This is a genomic window from Blautia coccoides (assembly GCF_034355335.1).
Taxonomy (GTDB): domain Bacteria; phylum Bacillota; class Clostridia; order Lachnospirales; family Lachnospiraceae; genus Blautia; species Blautia producta.
Map to the genome: position 1 here is coordinate 5,197,728 of NZ_CP136422.1, position 15,725 is coordinate 5,213,452.

Genomic DNA, 15,725 nt, shown 5'->3' on the forward strand with positions numbered 1-15,725 from the left:
TTAACCTCATAAAGGAATCCCTGCCCGTTTCACAGATAAGGAAACGGTGACGGGGTTTTATACCCGCTTGACCACGCAAAAGCAGAAGGGCGTTTACCATGAAAAAAACGGCAAGATTACAGAGTATGTCTTTAAAATATAAGATACTGACCGTTATCCTGACTGGTTTTTTTGTACTTTTTCTGGCAGGGATCATCAGTCTGGCGTTTGTATCCAAATCTTATGAAAAGAAACTGTATAATTCCATTGCTGCCTCACTCACGGACTCCGCGCTGGAAATATCCGACCAGTTAAAATATATAGATACCATAGTAGATTCCATACTGGCAAACCAGACCATACAGGCCAGCCTGGACCGTTCAGGGAAAAGCACACAGAATTCGGAAAAACAGCTCTGTTTTAACCAGGTGTATTCCACATTATGTGACTATTTCTTTATTTTTAACAGTGATGCCATCTCCTATATCTCCATATTTCAGGGAGATGATGTCATCAGCACCTCCAATCGGAAGCTGCAGGCTTTGCCGGATACTGTCCGCAGCAAATTAAAACAGACAGCCTACAGCGGCCAGGGTGCCACGGTAACCGTCACAGACTACGGACCGGATCACGGGATTTTTATAGTTAAGGAGCTTCGCAAAATAGAAGGGCTGAGCCTGGATTCCCTGGGTGTTCTCATATTGAACATTGATATGGACGCGCTTATCTCTGCTTCCACGGCAGCCAGTACGGAATTTGAAGATATCTCTTATTATCTGTATGATGACAACAGCCTTATCTTTAACGACAGCGCACTGTCACGGCAAGATTCCACGGAATTATACCAAAAATTAAAAGGGGACTATGATGTAGTCACCTTGAAGCACGAAAAGCTGTTTGCCGTAAGCGGAATGATCCCAACTTACGGATGGAATTATATCTGTGCGGTCTCCTATAATTCCATCTATCAGGCCATTACCCTCTCCAGCCGGTCCTTCTTCCTCATTATGGTATTGTCTGTGATCCTTGTTGGGATTTTCAGTACCAAGCTGGTCTTTGCCCTGTTCAGACATTTCGACAGACTGATCGAGAATATGAAGCAGTTCGGTGAGGGAAAATATGAGATAGCTGCCTCTCCCAGGGATTACCGGCAGGATGAAATCGGCCTTTTGTATAAGAATTTTGATACCATGGTGGAAAAAATAAACACTCTGATCAATGAGAATTACATCAACGAGCTGCTGAAAAAAGAGGCACAGATAAAAGCCATGGAGAGCCAGATGGACCCACATTTTCTGTACAACACCCTGGACTCCATCAACTGGCGGGCACGTATGATCAAGTCAGAAGAGATTTCCCAGATCACCACAGCCCTTGGAAATCTCCTGCGCCTTTCCCTCGGCAATAATTCCAGGGATTTCACACTGCGCCAGGAATTGACCATTGTGGACAATTATATTATCATACAAAAAATACGGTATCAGAAGCGTCTGGATTTTTCGGTGGATATTCCGGAAAGCCTACTGGATATCCCCATTCCCAAGTTCACTCTGCAGCCGTTACTGGAAAACGCCATACGCTATGGGTTGGAGGAATCTTCCGAAACCTGCTATATAACCATCACTTCCCATATAGAAGGCGACACTTTGATCCTGAAGATCATGAATACCGGTTCCTCCTTTGAAGAGGATTTCATGGAGAAGCTGCTGGATGGGGAGATACAGCCTCACGGATTCGGGATCGGAATCCTGAATATCCACAAACGGATCCAGATGACTTACGGCAGTGAATACGGACTGCAGTTATATACTATAGAAGATGAAGACACTTATGAAGAATGCGCAGCAGCGGAAATACGCATTCCCTATGTACAGAAAGAGGAGAACGAGCCATGTTAAAACTATTGATCGTAGATGACGAGGAAATGATCTGCCAGGCGATCGCCAATATCATTGACTGGAAATCCTATAATATCCAATTAGTGGGGACGTGTACAGATGGGGTGGAGGCCTACCACACCATACTGGATGAATGTCCGGATATTGTGATAACCGATATCCGCATGCCCGGCATCTCGGGCCTGGAACTGATCGAAAGGATCAACCGTACGGATCTATGTACGCAGTTTGTGATCCTCTCCGGATACGGAGAATTTGAATATGCCAAGAGGGCCATGAAATGTGGTGTTCAGCATTATCTGCTGAAGCCCTGCACAGAGACGCAGATCATTGACTGCATTCAGGAAGTCACCAAGGATTACTATAAGATCGCATTTGCAGGGGATCTGAAGCCGGAGCAGGACAGCCGGGCTTTCCATAATCTGCACAAAACTCTGATCCGGAATATGATACGGGAGGGAATCTCCTGTGACCAGGTGACGGATACCTTTTTTGACCTGTACGAGCATTATATCAATCTGACAGACGTGCCTTATCAGTTCTGCAGTGTCTATTATCTGGAGGAAAAAAATCTGGCAGGATGCCTGGAACAATTCGATGACTACTGCCGGGAAAACATGCCGGAGGTGGAGCGCTACGCCGTCTACATACAGAATGTTCTCCTGGTCTTCTTCCCTAATTTTGAGACTTCTTATGCGCAGCTTGACAGTTTTTTCAAAGGCCTGGCTTTTCCCGGACAAACTGTATCTGTAGAGTACAGCCGTATGAGATATGCCGATCTGAAAACACTGCTCACCATGCTGATCAAGAAATTGAAACGATATGATATCCTTTATTTTATAGACAACACAGAGGCTGTTCCCAATTTTAACTACGGGCAGATCGTGGACCGGGTGAATCGGCTGATCCCCGTATTAGCCCATAAAAATGCTGAGGGCAGAGAAGAGACCATGATGGAATTGAAAAAGATACTCTCCGCCATTTCCAACAAGGATTTCCTGCTGCAGCTCTCCGATAATATCATCATTTCCCTGGGAACACAACTGCCCTCCCACACACTGCCGGAAATCACGGATTTCCTGTACAAGCTCCACAAAGAGGAGGATGCTGTTATCATTGGTGAATCTGTGCTGGATTATATCAATAAGCTTTCCGAGGTACAATCCTTAAGCACCAAACAGTACAGCCCCTTTATCTCACGGCTGATGGACTATATTTATGAACACTATTCCAATCCTGATCTGACACTGAAATGGATCTCTGAGAATTATCTATATATGAATGTGAACTACGTAAGCCGCTGCTTTACCAAAGAGACAGGGGAAAAGTTCTCGGGATTTCTTATGAAGTTGAGAGTGCAGAAGGCAAAAGAGATTTTGGCTGCCCGGGATAATGAGCAGATACAGAATGTAGCGCAGCTTGTGGGGTGTGGAAATACGCCTTATTACTTTAGTAAGATTTTCAAGAAATGTACGGGGCTGACGCCCTCGGCTTATGTGAAGAAGATGAGTAAGTAATGGTTTTCAAACTGTACAGAAAAATCATGGCAAAGCTTCGTTTACTTGCCAATGAGCCGCAAAAAAAGCCACGTTCTAAAGACCGTGACTTTTTTTGCCTCAATTCAGTTTTCTGCAGACATTACACAAGACAGCTTTTCAGAACCGCCTTTCGTGTCTCTTGTTCCCCTTTAGCAGCAAGGATTTCCAGTGTCCAAACAGAGCTGTCCACCTGAGCGGTCGTATAGATCCCTACGTCTATATTACCCCTGGCGATTCCCAGTAGGCCCGGGGTGCATGTTCCCATTCAGGCATACCCAGCGCCATGGGATTATAGACGATCTCCCCGGCTCTTATTGTCATAATGCACTCCAGTTTTTTGTTCCCCCGCATGGATGCGTGTCCCGCGTCTGCAAATCCAAAATCACCTTCCCTGATGTCAAGCAGCGCAATATCTGCCTCCCCACCGATTTTCAGGTCTCCCAGTTCCTCGTGTCCAATGATCTCTGCAGGCCGTTTTGTTGTACGGTAAATAACTTCTTCTATGGGCATTCCCATATTCAGGTATTTTGACATGACATGAAGCAGATCAATCACAGGACCATTCACATTGTCCAGATACAGATCTGTGGATATGGTATCCGGATAAAAGCCCTGTTTCAGAGCCGGCACCGCATTGCGGAACCAAAAGCTTCCCGCACCATGTCCAAGATCAAAAATCACGCCTCTATCCCTTGCCCGAAACATAAATTCCTGTACGTTTCTGTTTGCATCCAGAATGGGGAACTGCTGGGCATATACATGTGTATGAATGTCCCCCGGTCTTAACTTTTCCAGTATCAGATCAGGATACGTCCGCCACGGAAGATTAGGCTGGAAATCCGCCATCACCGGCTTCCCGCACAGTTCTCCGGCTTTTACCGCCTGTTCCACGGACTCCCAGGCAGGATGTCTGCTGTCCACAGGCTTCCCCACCCAGTAATGGGCTGTTTTAATACCTGCCACACAGTCATACGTTCCGGCTATGGCAGCTGCAATTTCCGGCTGAAATTCCTGTATATCCTGTTCGGACTCCAAATTGACCATTCCGCCGGACGCAATATTGACAAAAGCAAATATCTTTAATTTGGAACGATCGATCACGCTTTCCTTAAACTGTAAGATATCGCGGCTTCCGCATGTACCTGCATCCACACAGGCCGTCACTCCGGACCGGAACATATGGGCCTCCCCCTGTATTGTAGGAAGCCCGTCCTCCTCAAATGGAAATCTGGGATAAATATGACAGTGCATATCAACCAGTCCCGGTGTCAGCAGATACCCACTGACTTCTAAAACTTTTTCCCCTTCCTCTGCCGGAATTTCTTTTTCCAGACCTCTGATCTTACCATCTTTTACAGCAACATCAAACACACCATCCATATTTCTGGACGGGTCCAGCACTCTTGCTCCTTTTAAGATTAAATCATATTTTTTCATATGCAGTCCTCTTCTTATTCCCTGTACTATTGTCAATCGGCAACTTTTACAATCACCTACATCTCTACGGAGTGCAATGAATATTGAGCAGTGTATATAAATTCATAAAACACCTGGGCACATGGTACGGACCCTTTAGCTCAAACCCTTTGGCGTCCATATAAATGCTGTTATCACGATGGAGAACCGCATACCATTCCCCATATTTTCTGTCTCTGAAATACTTCTCCACATAATCGAACTCTTTCATAAAATATTGAAAATGACGTTCATTTTCATTGTACAGTGCGCTCATTGCAAGAGCATAAAGCCCCTCTGCCTGTACCCACCAGATCTTATCGTCCCACCGTACTGGATTTCCTGCATAATCATTCTCTTCAAAAGCCTTCTCCGGATAGTGTTCAAGAGCATCCACATTCTGGTAAAACCCTCCAAACTCCCGGTCATAGCAGCTGTCTATTACCCAATCCAGCACCACTCCTGCTCTCTCCAGAATTGATCTGTCCCCCAACTCCAGACCTGCTGTCATGGAAAACCAGAGGGCTTCCATCGTATGCCCTGCATCGATCACCCTTCCAGACCCCTCCAGAAGAGGTTCTCCCGAAATGCTGATATATTCAAAAGGCTTGTTATACCGGTCACTGGCAAATTCATAGAGTGATTTATGTACGCACTCCTCCAGCACGCTTCTGTAGGTATCTCCATATAATTTACGGCTTTCCAGAGCTACGATGAGAGTCATGAAATTCACTGCGTGTTTCTGGAATCCTTGTGGTATCCCTTCCCGGCTTAATACTTCCTGTCTTTTTACATTCTCAAAGAGAATCTCTGTCAGCCTTTTTGCAATCCCGGCCTCTCTCTGCCATTTCTCACCCCGCCGTTTTAATGCCAGAACATACGCATACAGCCCCTTTACCATAAAGTGGTCTGTAAAGATGGATACAGGACCTTCCAGTACATTTCCTTTGGTATCCATCATCTGACAGAATCTTCCGTCTGGGTTACAGAATTCTGTATCTAACGCTTTCCTCCCCGCCTCTGCAATAGAAAACCATTCCTCCTTTTCTTCCATCTCATTATAAAGAGTTGCAAAGGTATGCATTGTCCTACCCACAAACCAGCCGGGACGGATGTCCTTTGTTTTTCTCCCCTCTCTGTCATAGCAGATGGTGTAACCGAATCCGCCTTCTGCTCTTACCCTCTGTTCCCAAAAAGGAATTATCTCCCCCAAAAGCTCTTGTTCAATAACATGCAGACATCTTTTCAGTTCCTCTTCATGGTTCCTTATAAATACATTTCTTTCGATTTTGTAACACCCCTTTCATTTAGTGCATTATTACTAATTTATCTCCATTTCTGATTTTCCAGAATTTGCAAACGTTTACATTTGATTGTAAAAAAATATCACAACAGCTCTGACAATCTATCTCCCACGATAACAGCCTCTTCGTCCGTCAAGTTCAGAGGACTGATGTATATGGTATTTTCTTGGGGAATGATTCCTATAAAGATACCGTTTTCCCTCATTTTTACAGCTGTCTCTTCCGCTTTGCCCTTTTGTTTCAATTCACAGAACAGACGCGGGTAATCCTGTCCCACGGGGCCTTTGGGAACGATTCTGGTCCGCAGAACACTGTCTTTGCCTTTTATTTTATTCTGTATAGTGATATTTCTGCGGTTCATTTCCTCTTTATTCTTTTCATGGTCCAAAGAGCAGTATTGTTTTACTGCCATATAAAGGCCAGCCATGGCTTCCCGGGATGTTTTGCATGAACGGCATATGCCGTGGGTAGGCGAGCCAAATTTTCTGCAGTTTTGTATATACTCCCGCTTTCCTAAAATCAGACCGCTGTCCTGGGGACCGCATAGGGTCTTGCCCCCGCTGAAGATCACCATATCTGCCCCCATCTCTGTAAATCTCCACAGGTTTTCAACCGGAGGAAGCTGTGCTGCTGCGTCAACCACCACGGGAATTCCTTTTTTATGTGCTGTCTCGATGGTTTTTTTCAGACTCAGGGAACCTCTCTGATACAGAGTAGAGGCAAAGTAAAATATACCTGCTGTCTTTTCGCTGATCCTCCCCTCCAGTTCAAATTCCAATGTCTCGTCAGCGTCTCCAATCTCAACTATTTTTGCTCCTGATGTTTCTATGGCTTTGTCATATGCATTTCGCTGTGCTCTCATGACAATGAATTCATTTGGCAGATTCTGCGTATCAGGCAGTTTTCCGTAGTGGTACGGATTTCCTTTTGTCATGCACACACAGGCTGCAAGCAGTACTCCTCCTGACGCTCCGTTGGTAAAATAGGCACCTTCATTGCGGGTCATCTCTGCTGTCCTGTCACCCAGGATCCCCTGCAGTTCATCCATATCAACAAATGCGCCCGCAATCTCCTCCATTGCCCTGAGTGTCAGGGGTGCCATACGGCTTCCTCCGTATATAGTATATGTATCATGCGCGTTGATGCAGCGCCTTACTCCCAGCTCCTGAAATATATCCATCTTCTTTCCCCCTGTCCTTAATGAGCCTTAATACTTGCCCCTCCGTCAACCAACAGCGTCTGTCCCGTTACATATGCCGATAAGTCACTGGCAAGATATAATACAGCATACGCGATATCCTCCATTTTTCCCGGCGGGAGAGGCTGCATATTATCCAGCATATCCCAAAATGCGTCCCGCTTTTCACCTTCCGGATATGTATGGATCTCATCCATCATCACATCACTCAAAATCAGCCCCGGCGATACATTGTTCACCCGGATACCGTAAGGTGCATAGTCCAGTGCCATGGCCCTTGCAGTGGCGTTCACCGCCCCTTTTGTGCCGGCATAGATATCGAACCCCGGCATGGTCACAGTTCCGTGAATAGAAGAGATATTGACGATATTTCCAGACTTATTCTCCATCATAGACGGCAGAAACTTTCTGCTGAAATATATGCCGCTCATATAATTGGTCATTAACATCTTTTCGATCAACCGGTCAGAACATTGGTGCAAAGGATGCTGCTCATTTATTCCCACTGTATTTACCAGGATGTCTATTCCACCCTCCCGGCTCAGTATCTCATCGCATGCCCTCTCGATATCCTCTTTTTTTGACAAATCCGCTACAAATCCTTTGGAGGAGGGTGACAGTTTCTGTATCTCTTTCATAGTCTCAGACAATGTCTGCTCATTCCGGCCTCCCACAAAAACCCGGGCACCCTGCTGTGCAAACAGCATGGCAGTCTCCCGCCCTATCCCTCTTGCCCCCGTGGTGATAACTGCTTTCTTTCCATCCAGAAGACGGTTAAAATCCAATTTCATCATATCCTTTCTTAAATACCTCCACAATATCCAACAGTTTCTTTTTCGATCAGCTTTGTTTCATATACATGTCTTATTAATTTCGCCTCCTCGGGATATTCCAATTGTTCTGCCAATATATGAATGCTGTCCTGCCCTATCTGATAAAGAGGCTGTTCTACAGAAGTGATCAGCGGCCCGCGATATCCGTCAGGCAGGATCCTCTGGTTGTCAAATCCGATAATGGAAACATCCTCTGGCACCCTGAGACCGCTGTCCATCACTGCTCTCACAGCAAAACTGGCTATAGCATCATCGGAACAGAACACAGCGCTTGGCCTGTTGTCAAGTGATATGAGCATTTTCATTTTGTCATAGCCACTGCAGTAATCCGTAGAGGTATACTGTATATAGCCTTCTTTAATCTCCAGACCCGCATCTCTTATGCAGTCCAGATATCCGTTCATACGCTCCTGTGTCACTTTTTTGTTTGGATTACCGCAGATATGGGCTATCTTCTTATGTCCTCTCTGCATAAGATGCTCCACAGCTTTTTTACTTCCGCCGTAATTATCTATCAGAAGCTTATTGCAGCTGCATTCCCTTACATCATTCTCTATCATTACATAATCTACATGATTGCTTTCTTTTAGATAATCCAGGACCTTCCTGTCATTGAGATAGGAACCATATAGGACCACCCCGTCCACAACCCCATTAGTTAAATATTTTACATAGTTCTCCTTGCTGTCAGCATCCCCGCCGAGAACACTGCAGAATATCACATTGTACTTTGTCTGCTGTGCTCCATGCTCAAATCCTTTGATCAGGTCATAAAAGAAAGGATCATGTAGATTATTGACTACCACTCCAATGCAGTTTGTCTTCCTTTTCACCAGAGACCTGGCCGCGTGGTTGGGGCTGTATCCCAGTTCACGGATGGTATTCTGAACCAGTTCCCGCATCTCAGGTTTTACATTTTCGCTGTTATTGATAACTCTAGAAACTGTGGCAAGCGAAACATTGGCTGTCCTCGCCACATCCTTAATACTCACAGTTTTTCTTGTTTCCATACTTTTCCTCTGTTCAATTCCTTTTATGTAAAATGTGTAATCAACTGATTTTAATTCCTGAAAACGTTTACATCTATCTGCATCATATAGCATTAATCCATACTTGTCAACTATCTCCCGTATTTTATTGTGCATTTCGCACCAATACACAAATAAAGTAATCATTTTTTATGCATATAACACAAAAAGCCCCTGCCGGCAAAAAACCGTCAGGGACTTCCATTATATTTCTTATGCCTCCGTCCCATACACTTCCAACTGCACAAGTGCCGGAAATGGGGAAGGTTCCTCTGATTTTATCAATTCTCCGATCTGTAGCCATTCCATTTTCTTCTTCTCAAAAGTAAATTCCTGGGCCTCTCCTGTCTTTTTCAGTTCCAGTTCCATGGTACTGCCGTCCGAAAACGTGACCGTGGCCTTTTTCCACCAGTTATCATGTGGATAGTCTGCCCTTGTATAAAGAATAATGCGGTCAACTTCCACCATCCGTCCGAACTCCAGTTTGATCGCTGCGTCTGTACGCCGGTTGATCCCCCAGGATTCATATGGCCATTCCCCGTGGCAGGCCGCTGCAGTAATACCGTCTATGGCATTCATAGCCGCAAAGACAGATTCCCCTCTAGTCTCCACATTGGCTGACGCGTGGGGGTAACAGTTTGTCTCCCCGTGGCAGTCATTTACGTTTAGCGCCAGGTTCCGGTATGCCTCATATTCAAAAGGATAGGCCTTCCGGATGTGGATCAGATGTCTGCTTCCTGAAAATGTCTTGGGAGACATATTCACACGTTTTTCTCCGAAAGGAATTTTATACCACATATCTCCTGTCAGATATACCAGGGAATGTCCTCTTCCGTCATCCAGGGACAGCCAGTAAAAGGCCGGTGTGTCAGACGCTTCCACTACGATCTGATCCCCTTCCATGTATTCGGCACAGTAGGGAAGATTCACTTCCCGCTCACTGCGGGCAACTGCCAGTGTGAAGCCGTTTTTATCCTGTACTTTTAAACTGATTGACATTTCATACCTCTGCTCTTTTCTATATTTAACCTAATATTTAATCTAATATTTTCTCCACTGTCTCCGCAATCTTTTGGCATTTACAGTCTGCAAAGAAGTATTCCCGGAACTTCTCACCGCCAAGGGCGCCTTTTACAAGCTCCCTGTCCAGACTTTCCAGAATCTCAGAAAAGTCTTTGTATGTAACCTCTTTGACCTGATCCAGGATCTGTTTGTTGCGTTTTTCCGGAACTGCCCGTTCTCTGGGATATCCCTGTCCGCTCTCCTCCGCAAAAAGCTTTTCAAATATATACTGGAGATTCAGATCTCCGCCCCAGCCAAACCCTTTAGCAAAGGGAATGGCAATGGCATTGCCGTCGTTGATCTGCGCAAAAGTATAGGCATCCAGAGCGTCCTCCACATGGCCGCAGATAACTCCCGGAAAGGAATTGCAGGCCAGCATTGCTCCTTCGCCGGTGCCGCAGCCGGTGATCACATAGTCAGCCGCACCGGAATTCAGCAGAACCGCTGCAAGGATCCCCACCTGTACATAGGTGAGCTGACAGTCATCCTCTGCTGTATACATGCCGTAGTTGATAACCTCATGCCCCATTGGCTCCACAACTGTTTTTAACGCGCTGCAGATGATCCCGTTTTTAGCTGCCTGGCTGTTTTCATTTATCAAAGCAATTTTCATAATGTTTTACTCCTCACTTAACTACGTTTCAAAAATATAAGTAACTGTTCTAACAAAATTGATCTCATTTGATGGCTATTTGTTCGTCACGGCTGTTTTCCTATGTATGCCAGGATGCCGCCGTCCACGTAGAGAATATGGCCATTGACAAAATCAGACGCATGGGATGCCAGGAAAATTGCCGGTCCCATGAGATCCTCAGGGCTTCCCCAGCGGGCCTGCGGAGTTTTGGCAATAATGAACTGGTCAAAAGGATGTCTGCTTCCGTCCGGCTGTTTTTCCCTAAGAGGTGCTGTCTGAGGGGTTGCAATATAACCGGGTCCGATGCCGTTACACTGGATATTGTACTCACCGTACTCAGACGCAATATTCTTTGTCAGCATTTTCAGACCGCCTTTTGCTGCGGCGTAGGCAGACACCGTCTCACGTCCCAGTTCACTCATCATGGAACAGATATTGATGATCTTACCGTGTCCTTTCTGTATCATGCCCGGGATAACTGCCTTTGACACAATAAACGGCGCGTTTAAGTCAATGTCGATCACCTGACGGAACTCCTCCGCTTTCATCTCTGTCATAGGAATGCGCTTGATGATGCCTGCATTGTTCACCAGAATGTCAACTGCGCCCAGTTCTTTTTCAATGTCAGTCACCATCTTTTCCACCTGTGCCTCATCTGTCACATCGCAGATATATCCTCTTGCTTCAATTCCCTTTGCCTTATAATCAGCCAGCGCTTTATCCATGTGCACCTGACCTCTGCAGTTAAACGCAATCTTGGCACCGGCTGCCGCATACGCCTCTGCAATGGCGAATCCGATCCCATAGGCCGCGCCTGTCACAAGGGCAACTTTTCCCTCTAAAGAAAATAATTTATTTGACTCCATATGAAAATCTCCTTTCTTTTTTCCTTCTCTCACTTTTATAAATACTCCGGGCAGAGCATATCCGCAGACCCGGAAATCATTCTGCCGCTTCTACAGGATATCCTGGTTCCTGATATTGTCCATATCATCAAAATCCTGGTTCTCGCCCACCATTCCCCAGATAAATGTATAATTTCTGGAGCCTGAGCCTGCATGGATAGACCAACTGGGGGAAATCACTGCCTCCTCATTTCTCATAACAATATGCCTGGTCTCCTGTGGTTCTCCCATATAATGCATAACAAAGGCGTCTTCCGGCATATCAAAGTACAGGTACACTTCCATTCTTCTGTCGTGGGTATGGCACGGCATGGTGTTCCACACGCTTCCCGGCTCCAGACTTGTCATTCCCATCTCAAGCTGGCAGCTCTCTACCTGTCCCGGGAGAATGTATTTGCAGATCGTCCTGTGATTTGACTGCTCCAGACTTCCCAGTTCCACCTTGTTTTCCTCTTTGATAATGACCACGCCTTCCTCCGGTGTTCCCTCACGTCTGATCAACACCGTGGGATAAGAGGTATGCGCCGGAGCACTGTTGATGTAAAATTTAGCCGGATCTTCCTTATTCTCGCTGGAAAATGTGATATCTTTTTTCCCCATACCAATGTACATCCCCTCCCGGGATGCTACCCGGTATGTCCTGCCGTCAATGCAGACACAGCCAGGGCCGCCGATATTGATGATCCCCATCTCACGTCTCTGCAAAAAATACTCTGCTCTCAGTTCATCCCCTGCCACCAGTTTTAAATCTTTTTCCACCGGAGTGGCAGAGCCTGTGATGATACGATCAATATGGCTGTATACCAGCTTGATCTCATCCGGTACGAATACCTTCTGTATTAAAAATTCTTCTCTGAGTCGCTGAGTTGTATAATGTTTTACATCCCTGGGGGAAGCTGCGGTTCTGAGTTCCATATAACTCCTGCCTTTCTTTTCCTTGTTCTTTGAATAGTAAATTTGCATGGATTTTTGCTCGTAGCTGTAAAGGTACTGAACAGTTACCTATCCTGTATCTTTTTTACCATCTTATCATGATAGATTTTCAATTTCCTGTGTTTTTTTCTCAGAAATCTTGCAAATCCTACACTGATATCTTATACTGGAAAATAATACTTATCCAAGGAGGAGCGGCCATGAAAATCTGCAGTTCCTGTAAAGAGGGCATACGCACCTGTATTGAAACGCGTTCCTTTTCCGCTGCGCATCTGTACAGCTACGAAAAGCCCATGGACATCCATATCCATGACTGTTACGAAATCTATTACTCCATCTCCGGAGGAAAGCAGTTTTTAATTGACAACCGGTTTTACAATTTTAATCCCGGAGACATTTTTTTCATCAATCAGTATGAAAGCCATTATATCTCCCAGATTGACAATGTGGAGTATGAACGTATCATTGTATCCATATATCCCGAATATCTGAAACAATGCTGTTCCACGCATACGGACCTGAACTGCTGCTTTACCCGGCGCAATACCAATTTCGGGCACAAGCTTTCCCTGTCCCAGGAAGAGCAGAAACGTTTCCTCTACTTTATACATAAACTGTCAGAAAATGAGGGATACGGACAGGACATACTGGACCATGCAGTCTTTCTTCAGCTTATGACCTTTCTGAACGGTATTTTTTTAAGGAACTGTGACCATGACCTGCCCCAGCATGAACCTGCCGGAAGCCACCATGAGCATATGGATGCCATTCTCTCTTATATCAACCAGCATATCGCGGAGGATCTGAGCATTGAGCGGCTGGCCAGACACTTTTATATCAGCACTTCTTATCTGTGCAGGATATTTAAGAGCGAGACCGGAACCACCATAAATAAATACATCACAGCAAAACGCATCACCCTTGCAAAATCCTATCTTTCAGAGGGATATTCCGTCACAGATGCCTGCATCCGCTGCGGTTTTGGGGACTACAGCAACTTTTTAAAATCTTTCACAAAGGCGGTGGGCATTTCACCAAAAAAATATGCCCAATTTTCCGCATAAAAATAGCCCTGCCATACAGCGCTAAAAGCTGCAGGCAGGGCCGATTTACAGAATACCATTTCACCGGGCAGGAGAAGGCTTGTGATCACGCAGCATATGTCCTGATCAGCTGCTCCAGGCTTCCCACTCCCTCATCAGAATAAATTTTCAGTTCCACTTTCTTGCCGGCGCCGATCGCCATCATTCCCATAATGGATTTGGCATCAACCATATAACTGCCATAACAGGCATCAATCTGGAACGGCGCCTCCGATACCTTGTTTACAAACTTCACGATTTCGTCAACTTCTTTAAAACAGACCTGAACACACATAAAATCATTCTCCTACTATTATATAAAGTCATAGTCTTTCTTTACCTTTTCTACAGGTTTGACTATGCTATTTTAAGATACTGTGGATTGGTTATCACCTCCTACCACTTGATGGTTTAAAAAAGGCTCCAACCACAGTCTCTTTGTTTATTTGTTAATCAGTTAGTTACCGCATGACGGTTTATCAAGAAGTAGGTTACGATTGCAAGGAGCCCTGTGGATCTTAAGACAGTATCAATACTTTATATCAGGAGGTCCTATATGATTTACGTAGGAATTGATGTCGCAAAAGATAAGCATGATTGCTTTATCACAAACTCTGATGGCGAAGTCCTTTTCAAGGCTTTTACCATCAAAAACAATCTCGATGGGTTCGACGAGCTTTATCAGAAAATAGAATCCGTTATGGAAGATGCTTCTAAAGTAAAAGTAGGCCTAGAAGCCACTGGACACTATAGTTACAATCTTCTCGGATATCTGCTTGATAAAGGTCTGGCCACCTTTGTTATCAACCCGTTACATACTAATCTGTACAGAAAAAGTCTAAGCCTTAGACAGACGAAAACGGATAAAGTTGATGCCCATACAATTGCTTCTATGCTAATGTCTGACGTGAACTTAAAGTCCTACTCAGACACATCGTATCACAACGAAGAGCTTAAGTCACTTACTCGCTATCGTTTTGATAAAGTTAAAGAACGCGCGAAGCTTAAAACATCTATATCCCGTCTTGTATGTATCCTTTTCCCTGAGTTAGAAAAGCTTGTTCCAACACTTCATCAGAATTCTGTTTATGAGTTACTCTACGAATTTCCTGGTGCAAAACAGGTAGCTAATGCACATCTCACAAGACTTTCAAATCTTCTTGAAACCGCATCTAAAGGCCACTACACAAAAGAAACCTCTATCGCTTTTAGAGAGGCTGCAAGAACCTCTATCGGTTCAAATATGCCAGCTAAATCGCTTGAATTAAAGCACACCATTAAGCTCATTAGAGAGCTAGATTCTGAAATCGAAGAGATTGAAAACGAGATTAAAGTCATCATGGATGAAATCAATTCTCCAATCCTTAGCATTCCTGGAATCAGCTATCGAATGGGTGCCATGATTATTGCTGAAATAGGTGACTTTAGCCAATTCGACTCTCCAGATAAGATCCTTGCTTATGCAGGAATGTCGCCTTCTACCTATCAATCCGGCCAGTTAGATAACTGTTATGCCAGAATGGAAAAACGTGGTTCTAGATACCTTAGATATGCTCTGTTTAATGCAACCGCATATGTTTGTCTATGGGATCCAACCTACAAGGCTTATCTTGCCAAGAAACGAGCTGAAGGCAAGCATTACTATGTTGCAATGTCTCACGCGACCAAGAAACTAGTTCGGCTAATTTATCATCTCGAACGCACTGGACAGCAATACCAAAAAGCAATCTAATTCTTCCAACATCATATCTTCTTGTCAGAGCATCATACTCGATGCTCTATTTGTCATGCAATTTTCAAGGTACTGATTGCGATGAATAAGTCATCGCCACTATACTCAAAACATCTCTGTTTTTGAAACTATTTATTGACTTTC

General features: G+C 44.9%; 14 protein-coding genes. 4 read left to right on the forward strand and 10 right to left on the reverse strand.

All coding sequences use genetic code 11. From position 1 onward, the window contains the following. Positions 1 to 98 precede the first annotated feature (98 nt). Together BLCOC_RS23410 and BLCOC_RS23415 are read left to right on the forward strand one after the other, a co-directional pair. The gene (locus BLCOC_RS23410; protein WP_115623509.1) at positions 99 to 1,877 is read left to right on the forward strand and encodes a sensor histidine kinase; all 1,779 of its coding nucleotides are present in this window, start codon (positions 99 to 101) and stop codon (positions 1,875 to 1,877) included. After that, a complete protein-coding gene (locus BLCOC_RS23415; RefSeq protein ID WP_165907173.1) occupies positions 1,871 to 3,394 on the forward strand; it encodes a response regulator transcription factor in 1,524 nt (507 codons plus the stop codon). Before BLCOC_RS23410 ends, BLCOC_RS23415 begins: the two co-directional genes overlap by 7 nt. A 237-nt stretch (positions 3,395 to 3,631) precedes the next feature. Here BLCOC_RS23415 and BLCOC_RS23420 read toward each other — a convergent pair whose 3' ends face one another. From BLCOC_RS23420 to kduI, 9 genes are all read right to left on the reverse strand, one after another. Further along, the gene (locus BLCOC_RS23420; RefSeq protein WP_115623511.1) at positions 3,632 to 4,852 is read right to left on the reverse strand and encodes an amidohydrolase family protein; all 1,221 of its coding nucleotides are present in this window, start codon (positions 4,850 to 4,852) and stop codon (positions 3,632 to 3,634) included. Between the two features lie 64 nt (positions 4,853 to 4,916). Further along, complete coding sequence (locus tag BLCOC_RS23425; RefSeq protein ID WP_242998992.1) at positions 4,917 to 6,083, reverse strand: AGE family epimerase/isomerase; 1,167 nt, start codon at positions 6,081 to 6,083, stop codon at positions 4,917 to 4,919. 173 nt (positions 6,084 to 6,256) lie between these two features. Further along, positions 6,257 to 7,354, reverse strand: a complete 1,098-nt coding sequence (locus BLCOC_RS23430) for an aminotransferase class V-fold PLP-dependent enzyme (protein WP_115623512.1) — start codon at positions 7,352 to 7,354, stop codon at positions 6,257 to 6,259. A 17-nt stretch (positions 7,355 to 7,371) separates the two neighbouring features. Then, the gene (locus BLCOC_RS23435) at positions 7,372 to 8,166 is read right to left on the reverse strand and encodes an SDR family NAD(P)-dependent oxidoreductase (protein WP_081732795.1); all 795 of its coding nucleotides are present in this window, start codon (positions 8,164 to 8,166) and stop codon (positions 7,372 to 7,374) included. A gap of 8 nt (positions 8,167 to 8,174) precedes the next feature. Next, positions 8,175 to 9,215, reverse strand: coding sequence for a LacI family DNA-binding transcriptional regulator (locus BLCOC_RS23440; RefSeq protein WP_115625477.1), 1,041 nt, complete (start codon positions 9,213 to 9,215; stop codon positions 8,175 to 8,177). 231 nt (positions 9,216 to 9,446) lie between these two features. Then, positions 9,447 to 10,232, reverse strand: coding sequence for a DUF7402 domain-containing protein (locus BLCOC_RS23445; protein WP_115623513.1), 786 nt, complete (start codon positions 10,230 to 10,232; stop codon positions 9,447 to 9,449). A 37-nt stretch (positions 10,233 to 10,269) separates the two neighbouring features. After that, the gene (locus BLCOC_RS23450; RefSeq protein WP_115623514.1) at positions 10,270 to 10,908 is read right to left on the reverse strand and encodes an RpiB/LacA/LacB family sugar-phosphate isomerase; all 639 of its coding nucleotides are present in this window, start codon (positions 10,906 to 10,908) and stop codon (positions 10,270 to 10,272) included. An 86-nt stretch (positions 10,909 to 10,994) separates the two neighbouring features. Further along, positions 10,995 to 11,795: a gluconate 5-dehydrogenase gene (locus BLCOC_RS23455; RefSeq protein WP_115623515.1), complete on the reverse strand. Its 801-nt coding sequence runs from the start codon at positions 11,793 to 11,795 to the stop codon at positions 10,995 to 10,997. Between the two features lie 90 nt (positions 11,796 to 11,885). Then, positions 11,886 to 12,749: a 5-dehydro-4-deoxy-D-glucuronate isomerase gene (kduI, locus tag BLCOC_RS23460; protein WP_029471154.1), complete on the reverse strand. Its 864-nt coding sequence runs from the start codon at positions 12,747 to 12,749 to the stop codon at positions 11,886 to 11,888. Positions 12,750 to 12,967: 218 nt separating this feature from the next. On the opposite strand from kduI, the gene BLCOC_RS23465 reads away from it, so the two are divergent. Next, a complete protein-coding gene (locus BLCOC_RS23465; RefSeq protein WP_029471155.1) occupies positions 12,968 to 13,831 on the forward strand; it encodes an AraC family transcriptional regulator in 864 nt (287 codons plus the stop codon). Between the two features lie 85 nt (positions 13,832 to 13,916). Here the strand turns inward: BLCOC_RS23465 and BLCOC_RS23470 are convergent, their stop codons facing one another. After that, positions 13,917 to 14,144: an HPr family phosphocarrier protein gene (locus BLCOC_RS23470; protein WP_029471156.1), complete on the reverse strand. Its 228-nt coding sequence runs from the start codon at positions 14,142 to 14,144 to the stop codon at positions 13,917 to 13,919. Positions 14,145 to 14,405: 261 nt separating this feature from the next. Between BLCOC_RS23470 and BLCOC_RS23475 the strand changes: the two genes are divergently transcribed. Next, positions 14,406 to 15,581, forward strand: a complete 1,176-nt coding sequence (locus tag BLCOC_RS23475; protein ID WP_115622538.1) for an IS110 family RNA-guided transposase — start codon at positions 14,406 to 14,408, stop codon at positions 15,579 to 15,581. Positions 15,582 to 15,725: the final 144 nt, after the last annotated feature.